The sequence below is a fragment of the Cupriavidus sp. F041 genome (assembly GCF_057814235.1).
Genome location: NZ_JBVASY010000002.1, coordinates 1,660,117 through 1,672,910 on the forward strand (window position 1 = coordinate 1,660,117; position 12,794 = coordinate 1,672,910).

The 12,794-nt window shown below is 62.1% G+C and carries 9 protein-coding genes; 3 read left to right on the plus strand and 6 right to left on the minus strand.

Annotated features, from left to right (window positions below):
- Positions 1–33: 33 nt before the first annotated feature.
- From ACZY0R_RS24825 to ACZY0R_RS24850, 6 genes are all read right to left on the minus strand, one after another.
- Positions 34–366: a hypothetical protein gene (locus tag ACZY0R_RS24825; RefSeq protein ID WP_045242714.1), complete on the minus strand. Its 333-nt coding sequence runs from the start codon at positions 364–366 to the stop codon at positions 34–36.
- The gene (locus ACZY0R_RS24830; protein ID WP_488862063.1) at positions 363–1,277 is read right to left on the minus strand and encodes a DUF2950 domain-containing protein; all 915 of its coding nucleotides are present in this window, start codon (positions 1,275–1,277) and stop codon (positions 363–365) included. Before ACZY0R_RS24830 ends, ACZY0R_RS24825 begins: the two co-directional genes overlap by 4 nt.
- Positions 1,278–1,289: 12 nt before the next feature.
- Positions 1,290–2,573: a DUF3300 domain-containing protein gene (locus tag ACZY0R_RS24835; protein ID WP_488862065.1), complete on the minus strand. Its 1,284-nt coding sequence runs from the start codon at positions 2,571–2,573 to the stop codon at positions 1,290–1,292.
- A 94-nt stretch (positions 2,574–2,667) separates the two neighbouring features.
- A complete protein-coding gene (aspT, locus tag ACZY0R_RS24840; protein WP_488862066.1) occupies positions 2,668–4,356 on the minus strand; it encodes an aspartate-alanine antiporter in 1,689 nt (562 codons plus the stop codon).
- 1,146 nt (positions 4,357–5,502) lie between these two features.
- Entirely contained in the window at positions 5,503–5,934 is a 432-nt protein-coding gene (locus tag ACZY0R_RS24845) for a host attachment protein (protein WP_488862068.1), read from the minus strand.
- Between the two features lie 617 nt (positions 5,935–6,551).
- A protein-coding gene (locus tag ACZY0R_RS24850; RefSeq protein WP_488859618.1) for an IS3 family transposase occupies positions 6,552–8,116 on the minus strand; the annotation gives its coding sequence in 2 pieces (ribosomal slippage) (positions 6,552–7,678 and positions 7,678–8,116; 1,566 coding nt in all).
- Positions 8,117–8,566: 450 nt separating this feature from the next.
- Between ACZY0R_RS24850 and ACZY0R_RS24855 the strand changes: the two genes are divergently transcribed.
- From ACZY0R_RS24855 to ACZY0R_RS24865, 3 genes are all read left to right on the plus strand, one after another.
- The gene (locus ACZY0R_RS24855; RefSeq protein ID WP_488862070.1) at positions 8,567–10,195 is read left to right on the plus strand and encodes a trypsin-like peptidase domain-containing protein; all 1,629 of its coding nucleotides are present in this window, start codon (positions 8,567–8,569) and stop codon (positions 10,193–10,195) included.
- Positions 10,196–10,272: 77 nt separating this feature from the next.
- Positions 10,273–11,052 (plus strand): protein phosphatase 2C domain-containing protein, encoded by a 780-nt coding sequence (locus tag ACZY0R_RS24860; protein ID WP_488862072.1) that lies wholly within the window; start codon positions 10,273–10,275, stop codon positions 11,050–11,052.
- Between the two features lie 25 nt (positions 11,053–11,077).
- Positions 11,078–12,760 carry a protein kinase domain-containing protein gene (locus tag ACZY0R_RS24865; RefSeq protein ID WP_488862074.1) on the plus strand — a complete coding sequence of 561 codons (1,683 nt, stop codon included), beginning with the start codon at positions 11,078–11,080 and terminating at the stop codon, positions 12,758–12,760.
- The last annotated feature ends 34 nt before the right edge of the window (positions 12,761–12,794 follow it).

Consider the following 12,794-nt stretch of genomic DNA (forward strand, 5'->3'; position numbering starts at 1 on the left):
GGCGTGAACTTCAGAATCATGATCCTGTTGCGATCAGCGTCCCATCCGGCGGTCGTAGCTTTGCGAGATACGATCGAGCAGGCCGGGATCGCGCGAGTCACTGGTGTTGAACTGCACGCGCACGCTGCCGTCGGCTTGCTGCCGCACGCTGGCGGTCACGGTGCTGCCGTCGCGCTGGCCCGCGACCGTGCCGCTTGCCGGGTCCTGAACGTTGATCGCCACGCCCTGATCGCGCATGGCGCCCGCAGCCGCGGAGAACGAACGGTCATAGCTCGCGGGTACGGTGCCGGCCGGATAGCCATAGTAGGTACAACCCGAGACGGCCAGGATGACGCCAAATGTCAGGGTAGCAAGCAGGTTCCTCATGGTGAGACCTTTCTCCAGCCGGGGCCGGGGTCAAAAGTGTTCGTTGCTGACGCCTTGGCGGCGCCGTCGGCACCCAGGTCGCGTTCATAGACCTGGCCCTCGTGGCTCACCATGAAGCTCATCACTCCAGTGTCCTGGTAGCGGACGGGCCAGGCGATGACGGCGAATCCGCCGAAGAGCTTGCCGTTGATTACGTAGTCGAATGCGCCGCCCGGCGCGTGCGGGCCTTGCGATGTGAGGAGCTTGTAGTGATAGCCATAGTAGCCATCCTTTCCGGCATTGCGCGTGCCGGCTCCCATGAAACCCGGGCCGAGCGGGCTCGCTGGCTCATCTGCGCGGGTTGGCCAGTACAGTCCGTCCCGCTTTCCGGGGGAACTCGACAGTTTGGCCGCATAGGCGAGCACGGCGCTGCCGTCGTGGGCGGTCAGGGCGTATTCGTTCTGCGCGTCATGGATGGCCAGCATCGTCTGGATCACGGCCAGCTCGTTCCTCCCGACGCGTCGTACACGCATTTCCTCTGCCCCGGCGCGCGTGTCGAACTGCCAGCCGTGAGCCGACTTCACGAGAGGGATGGGCAAGGTCCAACCGTCGTTGCCCACGGCGATGTACGCGCGGTGGTCGGCCGGCTGGAGCGCATGGGCAATCCCCCAGGCCGCCAGAAACTGGTATCGGACTTCGGCACCCACGGGCGGTATGAGCTCACGAAAATTGGCGCCCAGAAGGCTCTTCATTGCCGCCTCGTCATCATTGAGTACCGCGTCGCCAAATTCCCTCATCGCTGCTTCGGGCGACGCAAATACCTTGTTTGCGTGTGCGGCAGGTACCGCCCCGAGCCCCAACAGCAGCGCACTGACCACGGAGAAAACCGTGATGAAGAGCCGGCCTTGACGACATAGCCGAGGTGAGTTCATGCTCGTCTCTCCTTAGCGCCGGCCGCCGCCGCCGCGTCCGCCACCGCCAAATCCGCCCCCGCCGCCACGGCCGCCACCTCCGTAGCCTCCTGCGCCACCGCCGCTCGAACGGTTGAATCCGGAAGACTGCATGCTGGACTGTCCCCGGTTGACGTCGCGTTGCGCGGCATTGCCGCCGCCGACACCCTGGAAGGAGTTGTCGCGGCCGCCGAAGCCAGCGTTGTACCGGTCGGCATCCCTGGCGCGGTCGGACGTGCCAGGCCTGTTTGAAGCTCCGGTACGATCGCCAGTGCCAGCCCTGTCCCCGGCCCGGTTGCCCGCTCCGGCCCGGTCGGCAACGCTGGTCCGCCCGCCGGTGGCCCCCTCGCGACCACGGAAGTCCCCGCGCCTGTCCGCTCCGGCCACGTTGCGGCCGAACTTCTCGCGAGACGCATTGTCGCGGTAGGCAACACCCTTGCGATGGCTTGCATCGTGCTGCCAGCGTCCGCCCTGGGCCTTGTTGCGATCGAAGTGGTGGTCGATGTGGGCGCCACGGTTGATGTCGATATTGATGTTGCCACCGCCCCAGTTACAGTTGCCAAAGATTGCACCTGCGGCGGCAAAGCCAAGGCCCCACGCGAACCCGCTGAGGAGGGCGCCACCGGGATAGTACGCGGGGTAAGGTGGCCAGTAGTAGGGCGGGTAGGCCGGATAACCCCATCCGCCATAGACAATGGTGGGGTCATAGGCGGGGACATAGATGACCTGTGGGTTCGCCGGCTCGATGCGAACGATGGTGGGCGACACCGCCTCGGCCGTTGTTGCCTGCTCCACGATCACCCGTTGCTGCTCATTCGACTGCAGGTTGCCGGATTTCTGGGCCCGCGAGCGCAGGCGTTGCACTGCCGCCAGTACTTCTTTTTCTTGCGCGAGAACGGCGTCGCCAAGCCGCTGCGTCCAGTCGAGCTTGTCATACATAGGCTCAAGGACCTGAGGAAAGGCGACCAGCGACTTTACGCTGACGTCCCACGATTCGTTCGCGACAGCCTGGACCGCGTCATCGCCCTTGAGGTTCGGATGGGCCTTGACCCAGCGAGCGGCGTACACGATCTCCAGGGGATACGTGGAAGCCATCAGCACTTGGGACAGCACCGAGTCGGGGTAGAGTGCGATTGGCGCGACCAATGCCTCAAGCTCTTCTGGCTTAAAGGCGGGCGCGGCCTGCTCCTGGGCATTCAGAGCACCTGATGCGAGCAGCATCCCAACGAGGAACCACGCACGTAAGGCTTGAGCCAGCCGCTTACCACATGGACTCATGGTCACTCCCCTTGACTGAGTGAGACATCTGCATGAGTCCCCTCCCAAGCGGCTGGGGCGGAAGCCTATCGAGATCAAACTGCGCTCCACTAGTTCAAGAGAGAATCATGATAACGACCATGCCCCAGATCGTCAGGAACGTGTTCCCCACGGCATAGGTAACGGTGTAGCCAAGACCCGGAACCTGGCTCTTCGCTGCTTCGCAGACCATGCCCAGCGCAGCTGTGGTGGTCCGCGCGCCGGCGCATACCCCCAGCAAAATAGCGGGATGAAAGTGGAAGACATACTTGGCGATCAGCATTCCAATAATGAGCGGCACCGTCGTCGCAAAGATGCCCCAGAGGAAAAGACTGATCCCAAGCTTCTGCAAGCCAGCGACAAATCCAGGGCCTGCGGAGATTCCGACTACGGCGATGAAGACATTGAGTCCAACCGAGTTCATGAACCAGACCGTAGGCTCCGGTATGCGACCGAAGGTCGGGTGGATTGCCCGGTACCATCCGAAGATAATGCCGGCAATCAGCGCGCCACCGGCCGTGGAAATGGTCAAGGGAACACCGCCCACCTTCAAAACGATTGCGCCGATCAGCGCACCAACAGTGATTGCAAGCGACATGGTGGCCACGTCCGTCACCGACGTAGGCCGATCGATGTAGCCAAGCTGCTTCGCGGTCGCGTTGATGTCCTGTGTACGCCCAACCACTGTGACGACGTCGGCGCGGTAGAGTTTCGTCTTGGGCAAGACCGGGATCACTGTTTCGGTTGGCCCGCGCTTGATCCTCTTGAGGAACACCCCGCGCGCGCCCGGCCAGCGGGCCAATTCCTGCAGGGTATGGCCGTCCACCTCCTTGTTGGTGACGTAAATATCAACACCCTCGGTCTGGATATTGAGCAACTCCGCGTCTTCGACTTCCCTGCCGCTCGGACCGAGGCGCTCGATCAACTGGTGGCGCTTCCCGCCAATCGCAACAATGTCGCCCGGTTCCAGCGTGGTGCCAAGGTCCACCTCCATGATCTTGCCGCCACGACGAATGCGTTCAACGAAGGCTCTGACTCCTTCTTGCGTGCCGGATTCCAGTTCGCCAACGGACTTGCCGATATATGGGCTGTTTGGCGCCAGTGAGTAGGCGCGTAGTTCGAATTCATGCCACTCCGTGCCGGCCTCGCCCGGTTCTCCCGCACCTAGTTCCTTCTCGTAATCCTTGCAAGCGGCTACCAGGTCGATACCCAGCAGCTTCGGGCCGATCTGCGCCAGGATGATCGCCGAACCCACAGTGCCGAAGATATACGTAACCGCGTACGCGATTGGCATGCCGTCAAGCATTTGTTTCGCTTCATCCGGCGGCAAGCCGAGCCGGTTGATCGCGTCGGTGGCCAATCCCATGGACGCGGAGATCGTTTGCGATCCCGCGAGGAGTCCGGCAGCCGAACCCAGGTCATACCCGGCCATCATTGCAGCTCCGACTGACGATGCCAGACACAGTACACACATGACCAAGGCAAAGATGGCTTGTGGCACGCCGTCCTTGGCGATGCCGCGTACGAACTGCGGACCCACGCCATAGCCCACCGCGAACAAGAACATGAGAAAGAAGACAGACTTCACATTGGCGGAGATTTTCACGCCCAGGATCCCGATGACGATTGCCACGAGCAGCGTCGACGTTACAGCGCCCAGGCTGAAGCCCTTGTAGCTTTTCCCGCCAATCCAGTATCCGATTCCCAGCGCGAGAAATATCGCGATTTCCGGATACGCTTTGAGTGTTGTCACAAACCAGGACATAGCCACCTCCATGAGCTATGGGTAGGTCAAAACGGACGCCTCCGCTTCCGCAGTAGTCCATCGCAATGATTCCTGATGAATCCTGATGGTGCACACAGGAAACAGATCATCCTGTTTTTCGCCGGAGAGCTTCCAAGGCTTCGGGCTTGAGCAACTCAAGGCCACGCGCCGCGTTGTATCCGTGAATCTCCTTGACATCCAGCTTGCGCATGAAGGCAATGGCTTCCGGCGTGATAACTTGCCCAGGGACCATGATTGGGAACCCAGGGGTATCTGCGTTCCAGGCCAACCCGGTCCCCGTTTACCAGGCGCTCTTGCACCTGTGCAATCAAGTGCGGTCCGGGATATGCGTTCAACTCTTCGATTGGATGTAACTCTTCCAACACTGCAATGGCTTGCTGGCGCAAATCGTCCCCGTTTTGCGCCGGCCGGGCGGCCAAGTTTCGCGTGATACGGTTGAGGGTGCGCCAGCGGTCGATACGTGCGTCCCAAGCCGAGAAGAACTGGTTGAGTCCAAACTTTGGAGCCATTGCTTCAGTTGCAGCCATGTCTTGCCTCCATCGTGCGAACGGCACAACTTCGGAGCAGATGGCATCCCGCACAGCGTCATACCCTGTTTGGGTTATGTTCGCGTGCCGATACCGATTTGGCGCGTAGCGCGGCCTGCAACGAACGGCAACCTCAGTTCGTCAGTGGCGAGGAATGCTCAGCGCGATAGTGCAAGTCAAATATAGTGCGCAATTTGACGATCGGTAGAAAAATCCGGTCATGGCTGGCAGTTCACTATCCGTTCACTATCCGAGATTCAGAAGCGACATGGCGTGTCCGCCGAGTGTTAGATGAGGGGGTATGTGCTTCGTCAGACGGGAGTGACGGACCGGGTCTCGCAGCCGTGCTGGCCGGGCTCACTGCCGCCATGGCGGGCGCCCGCCAACTCGCTGGAAAAGATAGCGAGACAGCTGGAATGCGCGCCCCCCTTTTACAGGGTGGCACTTCAATGACGAGGCGCACTTGCGGATTGATCCAGCGGCGGCGCCGCCCACCAATAAGGTGCATGGGACGGCGCTCCAGGATACCCCCGGCGCCATGCAACGGGACGAAGCCCGGAAGTCTCGCCGTCCGCACCTGACAATCAGTACATCTGCCTCAACTCTTGTTCAGGCGGCGCTGAATTTCGAGGGGTTTCAGCTTCGAGATATTCTCATCGAATTCTTCGAATACCGCCTTCTGGGCTGCCTTGCCCAAGTGCTCGCGCAGCTTGCCGAGAAACTTCGGCGCCGCGGCCAGACGAAGCTTGTCGTAGCGATGCTCCTGGCCGGCCTGTTCGAGAAATTGCCCTAACATCCTCGCGAACGCATCGTGCTCCCTCTCGATGGGGTCGGTGCGGGGTGGCACGGAATGGCCCGGCTCGCCCTTGCCAGCGTAGCGTCCCTGGGCATCCTGGCGCAACTCGCCGTCCCTGGCGCGGCCGAGCGGATTGATAAAAGCCTGTATCTCATGGAAGTCGTTTCCCGTTCCATGGGCCTGGAAAATCCGGGCGCGACTGCTATCGGCGGTAATAGTCCAGATCGTCGTCATCGCCAGTTCCTCCTGTCAGGCCAGGCTCATGGTTCAAGGATAGGTCCTGCGGCGGCTGCCGTGGAGGTGCAAAGCTTCTCCGTTGGGCGGAAGCCCATGTGGGAACGGAGCAGGTCTCACCCTGCATCCTGTCAGGCCAGGCTCATGGTTCAAGGATAGGTCCTGCGGCGGCTGCCGTGGAGGTGCAAAGCTTCTCCGTTGGGCGGAAGCCCATGTGGGAACGGAGCAGGTCTCACCCTGCATCCAATACTGCAAGCACATGTGGTGTGGCGCCAGGACGAGCCATGTGCCCGGAGCGTGACTTTGCATTGATGGGGAGGACCGTCTGCCGGCAGGTCAGGAGAATACGACGCCATTTCTCGCGCTATCGGGCAGTGCCTGCTTCCTTTGGCGAACCTATACCGGGTCATCTATACTTTTTTTGATAAGTACCACCATAGCGTCACATTTCGCGCCAAGCCGGCGCGCTTCAGTGCCCGGGGGAAGGTCGCCGGCAGTGCTCTTCGATGAGACGCGCGCCGGTGCCATTCAGGGGTGCGCATGCCTTGGCCATCTTCACCTTTGTCCATCTTGCACCTTGGCCCCATCGGCGCGCGTCAAGGCAGATGTCGCCTCATTCATGCAGCCAAACGCTGTTTTTTGGCGCCTGGCTTGATACCGCTGGGCACGGCAATCTCGCGCTCCGGGTTGAGCGTGACCGTGCCGATTGGCGTCCAGTTTCGCGTGTGGCGTGACCAGCGACGTGGGTTGCGCTCGCGGGCCTCGGCATAGAGCACATGACGAGCGGCGAGAATCCTATCGTCGTGCCCGGCGTGGCGCTGTGCCGGGCTCACGTAGCGGATGCCGCTGTGCCGATGCTCGTGGTTGTACCAGTGCACGAAGTGCGCCGCCCAGGCGCGCGCCTTGCTCAGATCGGCGAAGCCGCTGGACGGGAACTCCGGCCGGTACTTGGCCGTGCGAAACAGGCTCTCCACAAAGGCGTTATCGTCGCTCACGCGTGGACGCGAATACGAGGGCTTGACACCCAACCAGTGCAACATCGCCAGCACCGTGGTGGCCTTGAGTGTGGCGCCGTTGTCCCCGTGCAGCACCGGCTTGGCCGCCATGGCGTGGATGCCCTCGGCCAGCGCCGTGCGCTTGACCAGATGCGCCGCGTGGTCGGCGTCGTCGCGGTCGTGGACTTCGAAGCCCACGATCTTGCGGCTATACACGTCCAGGATCAGGTACAGATAAAACCAGCGCCCGGTGATCTCGGCAGGCAGGTACGTCATGTCCCAGCACCATAGCTGGCGCGGTGCGGTAGCCACGTGCGTGGTGGGCGGGCGGCTTTGACGGGGCGCCTTGGCGCGGCCTCGATGCCGGCTCTGGCCATGCGCGCGCAGCACGCGGCCAAAGCTCGATTCGCTGGCCAGGTACACGCCTTCGTCGGCCAGCATGGGCACGATGCGCGCCGGCGGCATATCGGCGAAGCGCGGCTCGTTGGCCACGCGCAGGATCTGCTCGCGCTCAGCCTCGGTGAGGGCATGAGCGGGCATTGGCCGCACCGCCTGGGGCCTGCCGTCACCCGATATGAGACCTTGGCCGTCCGTCCAACGCTGCAGCGTGCGCGCGCTGATGCCAGCGGTCTCGCAGGCCGCGTGCAGCCTTGCCCCAGCAGCGTGCGCCACTTCGATGTCGCGGGCCAGAGTCTGGCGATCTTCGAGGCCGATCATTCGTCCTCGCCCTTGTTGAAGATCGCCGCGACTTTTTTTGAAAGTACCAGCAATGCAGCAGTCTCGGCCAACGCCTTCTCCTTGCGCCGCAACTCGCGTTCGAGCTCCTTGATGCGGCGGCGATCATGCTGGGTCTGCTTCGGACTGGCGCGCACCTCCTCCGGTTCAGCCAGCGCCTGCGTGGCGGCTTGGCGCCACTGTTCAAGCTGTTGGGGGTACACACCGTGCTCGCGACACCAAGCACTGCGCGCAGTCTCGTCCATGGCCGCCGTGGCGATTACAGCCTCCAGCCGGGCAGGCGCTGTCCATGCCCGCTCGCGAGCGGGCATGGACAGCGCATCCGCACGCCACCGCTCCAACGTGGCCACTGCCACACCCAGTTCCCTTGAAACCACTTCCACCGCCACACTCTCCGGCGGCAACAACCGCGCTACTGCACGGTCCTTAAACACTTGTCCGTATCGAGCCACTTCCATCTCTTATCGCCCCCAAGGTTCAGATTCTATCTGGGCGACATCTATTCTGACGCGGGGGGCCATTGTGCAGGCGCGAGGTGCAGCTTTCCCATCCCATGTCCCGCCCGCACGTGCGCACGCGTATCGCCTGAAGCCGCCGACAGCCTGTTCCGGCAAGGACGCTCGATGCCGTGGCGCCCGCGGCAAGGGCTGCCATATTGTCATTGGAGACGAATCCGCCAGACGCGCGACGGGTGACCGTCCGGAAATGCGAAGCCGCAGCGCAACTTGCTTGATTCGCATGCGAGGACCGCAAGACGCCACATTGGCCGTTGGCAGGGATCCCTTTAAGCATACTGGTGTCCGGGATATTGCGGAAAGCGATGATCGATCGGGTTTTCGTGATATCGCGAGAGAAACGGATATCTTCAGAAACGTTACCCGGCAACCATAAGGGAGACCGGGATGACACGCATCATCATTACTCACATTTCCGGTTCGAAGGCGCACCAGATCGAACAATTTGAAGCTGACCGGTTCGATCAAATAATCCTGGGGCGGGACCCGGCGGCTACTGTCGTTTTCGACCCGCAACGCGACGATCTGGTGAGCCGCCAGCATGCCGCAATTCAAATCAGGAAAGACGAAACCCCACGCTATATGCTGGTCGACCTGGGCAGTAGCAACGGCACATTCCATAACGGCCGCGCGGTCAAGGATGAGACGTTGCTGGCGCCGGGCGATAGCATCGAACTGGGCGAGGGCGGGCCGCGTCTGACGTTCGACCTTGAGCCGCGGCCCGTTGTTGCTCCCGCTCCGACACGCGTGAGCGCAAAGGCTGTAGCTGAAACGCGGGTGGGCCGCCCTTCGGTGCCGCCTCCCGGCGCCTCCGCTCAAGCCACGGACGATCGCGTGGGTAAAGAGACGGTGATACGGATGCTGGATCAGCAGAAGCGCTCGGCCGGGCGCAAGCTGCTCATCGGCGCTGGTGCAGTGGTGGTGCTGGGCGCCATCGTTGTCGGCGCATTTTCGCATTTCGGTATCCTGTTCGGGAAAAGCCCCGAGGCAATCGTCGCAGATTTCGGCGGGGCAACGGTGGTCGTGGAGGCCCGTTGGCATATCGTGGACAAGACCACGGGGCGCCCCGTCTACCAGCGCATCTGTATCGTCGAAAACCTGCGGCTTCCCTGCTTTATCCAGATCGATAACAGTCCCATTCAGCGCTGGCTGACGACTGACGACGACGATCATCGCGGCATTCCAATCGAAGTGGGTGGACGCGGCAGTGGATTTGTCGTCAAGGACCAGGGATTTATCCTGACGAACAAACACGTCGCCCAGGGATGGAAGGTGCCGGGCTGGATGGACTTCGACTCGAATGGCGGCATACTGATTCGGGTCTCGACGGCTGGCCAGGGTGAGATCAGCCTCGCCCGGATTAACCCAAAGGCCTTCAGGCATCTCAAAGGCTGGGACTTTGACCACCCGGTGAGGTTGATAAGGCCGAACTTCGCCGTGCCGGGAGGCATGGCGCTTGGCACCATGTCCATGGCCGTTCTCGAGGGGCGCAATGAAAACCTGGCGGTGCGCTTTCCCGATACGAGGGATAGCATCGAGGCACGTGTCGTCAAGTCGTCTGCCGAAGCGGACGTGGCGGAGATCAAGATTGATGCCACACGCAAATTGCCTACCATCAACCTTGCCTCGGTGGGTTCCCGGCCGCGCGTAGGCGAGCGCGTGACAGTGCTCGGCTATCCAGGCATATCCGAGGAAAAGCACGCGATCGTTCAATCGAGCGAAGGCGGAAATATTGCCAATCTCGTCGAATTGATTCCTCAGCCCACCGTAACGGAGGGCATCATCGCGAAGGTCGGCGACACCGTCAAGGCAGAGAAGAATGTTCAGACCTACGATGACCTCGGCGACGTCTATCAGCTTACGGTGACCGCCACGGGCCACGGCAACAGCGGCGGCCCGGTGTTCGACCGCGACGGCAAGGTGATCGGGCTGTTTACCTATTCCCGTTCTATGGGCGACGAACGCGTTACCTTCGCAGTCCCGATCAAGTACGGACTCGACTTGCTGCTTAACTGAGTCCACTGGGAAAACTCGCCATGTGCGCAGACCAGACTAGTCCTGCGGATCGATCCCGGCTTTCGGTCAGGTGCGCGATGCTGAGCGATGTAGGTTGCGTCCGCAGGCGGAACGAAGATGCGGTCGGCTGCATGATTCCGCGCGAGGACGATCCGTTCGCGCGTGCGGGGGCACTGGCTGTTGTGGCGGATGGCATGGGTGGGCACGCAGCAGGCGAGGTGGCTAGCCAGATTGCGTTGCGCACGGTACTTCACGAGTATTACCGTAGTGCGCGCGTGCCGGCGGCTGCGCTGACAACGGCGTTTGTCGTTGCCGATCAGGCTATCCGTGATCGTGCCGCCGTCGACCCTGGTTGCGATGGGATGGGAACCACCTGTAGCGCGGTCGCCATTGTTGATGGCCTCGCATATATCGCCCACATCGGCGATAGCCGGATCTATCTCCTTCGCCAGGGCGCGTTCCGGCAAATGACGCAGGATGACTCGCTCGTCGGCAAGATGTTTCGCGATGGCCTCCTGACGGCAGAAGAAGCCAACAGGCACCCGGACAGGAATGTACTCCTGCGGGCACTCGGAGCGCCCGACCATGCGCCGTCGGTTTCGCCGGAAGGATTTCCGCTGGCGCATGGCGACGTCCTGATGCTATGCACTGACGGCATATTCGACCAGGTCGACGAGGCTACGATTACGTCCTTGCTCATGAAGCTTGACCCGGTCGATGCCTGTCGCAAGCTGATTGAGCTCGCGCGCATGGCGGGCGGGCTGGATAACGCGTCGGTTGCGATCTGCAGTTTGCAGCGGCAGCCGGCAACGGGTAGCGAGTCGGTTCGCTCAACGCGCGAGCCCCGTCCTTTCTGAAAGTATTGGTTTTGATGGACTCGCCATGTCAGCCAGGCAGATAGGCCACTACGAGATTCGCACCCTGCTGGGGCGCGGCGGGATCGGCGAGGTCTATGGCGCCTTCGATACCGAGCTCGAGCGTGACGTGGCGATCAAGACCCTGAGGCCGGAGCTCAGCCTCGACAAGGCATTCCTGGATCGCTTTCGCGCGGAGGCCACCAGCCTTGCCAAGCTGAACCACCCGAACATCACGACGCTGTATGCGCTGTTCAAGGACGGCGATACCTTATGCATGGTGATGGAGTTGGTTCATGGCCACACGCTTGAGGCCGTCCTGCAGCGCATCGGCCAATTCACCGTGCGGGACAGTCTCGCGGTGATCATCCAGGCCGTCATGGGTCTGCGCTACGCGCACAAGATGGGCGTGATTCATCGCGATATCAAACCATCGAACCTGATGCTGACGGACAGCGGCACGCTGAAGATCATGGATTTTGGCATCGCGCGCATTCAGGGTTCGCAACGCCTCACGCAACAAGGCGACATCGTCGGCACGCTGGCCTACGCGTCTCCCGAGCAATTGCGCGGCCATGAGGGCGACGGCAGAAGCGACCTGTATAGCCTTGCGACCGTCCTGTACGAACTGATCTCCGGGCGACTGCCTTTCAACGCCACCAGCGACTATGAATTGATCCGCGCGCAGGTGGAAACGCTGCCTCCGCCTTTGGCCTCGCTATGCCGGGATCTCGACCCCGGTGTTGAAAAGGCGCTGATGCGGGCGCTTGCCAAAGCCCCCGAAGAACGGTTCGACTCGGTAGAGAACTTTGGCCGTGCGCTGGGGGCTGCTTCGCTACTTGCTGATGCGCCCGATATCGTAAGCGAAGGCGTGCTTCTGAGGTTCAATGCGCCCGATCTCAAGACCACCCGCGTCGAGAGCGTGAGCCCAAGCATCGACACAAGCGTCAACCCAAGCGTAAACACAAGCCTGAACGCAGGGGCCCAACTGCGCGCCGATGAGGATTCCGCTCGACACGCAGCGCCACATCCCGCACGTCAGACAGCTGCAGACGAATCGCATTCCCGCCCGGTTGAGCAGCCTCCAACCCAGAGCACGGCAGTCAGGCCGGAGCCGGTGCGACCGGTGCCGCGGCTTCGCGTTGCGGGTCTCGGCGCGGTTGCCGCCGGGCTCGTCGTTGGTGCGGGAATACTGTTGATGGCACTGACCCGGCATCCGCGGCCGTCGCCCCCGGCACCCCCGCCGGCGTCGAATGTGCCGCCGCAGGTCTCCGTGGCTGAGCCACCCGTGCAGGAACAGCCGATTGATCTTCCCCCGATCGCGCTGATCCCGAAGCCTTCTTCCCCCCCGGCAGGGTCGGGTGGGGGTACTCCGGCATCGCCGCAGGGCAAGCCAGACCTTGAGGGGACGGTCGCCCAGGTGCTGGATTCGGGAGCGCTGATCGTCGGCGGGAAAATTGTCAACCTATCCTCCATACGCGGCGAAGACGGAAAGCCTGCCCAGGCAATGCAGCGGTATCTCAAGGGTAAGGGCAACCAGCTCCAGTGTTTTGCCAAAGACAAGGCCTTTCAGTGCTTCGCGGATGGAGAAGACATTGGCGAGCATGCCCTCCGAAACGGCTGGGCTCGCGCAAGGGACGGCGCGCCGGCGCGATATGCCACTGCCGAGCAGGACGCGCGACGCGCGCACGTCGGTGTCTGGGCAATGTAGTCAAAGGGGAGCGATTCCGCCTGACTGTCGAAGG

Coding starts and splice junctions, on each gene's coding strand:
- ACZY0R_RS24865 (WP_488862074.1), top strand. CDS start 11,078: ATGTCAGCCAGGCAGATAGGCCACTACGAGATTCGCACCCTGCTGGGG.
- ACZY0R_RS24855 (WP_488862070.1), top strand. CDS start 8,567: ATGACACGCATCATCATTACTCACATTTCCGGTTCGAAGGCGCACCAG.
- ACZY0R_RS24835 (WP_488862065.1), bottom strand. CDS start 2,573: ATGAGTCCATGTGGTAAGCGGCTGGCTCAAGCCTTACGTGCGTGGTTC.
- aspT (WP_488862066.1), bottom strand. CDS start 4,356: ATGTCCTGGTTTGTGACAACACTCAAAGCGTATCCGGAAATCGCGATA.
- ACZY0R_RS24845 (WP_488862068.1), bottom strand. CDS start 5,934: ATGACGACGATCTGGACTATTACCGCCGATAGCAGTCGCGCCCGGATT.
- ACZY0R_RS24825 (WP_045242714.1), bottom strand. CDS start 366: ATGAGGAACCTGCTTGCTACCCTGACATTTGGCGTCATCCTGGCCGTC.
- ACZY0R_RS24860 (WP_488862072.1), top strand. CDS start 10,273: ATGCTGAGCGATGTAGGTTGCGTCCGCAGGCGGAACGAAGATGCGGTC.
- ACZY0R_RS24830 (WP_488862063.1), bottom strand. CDS start 1,277: ATGAACTCACCTCGGCTATGTCGTCAAGGCCGGCTCTTCATCACGGTT.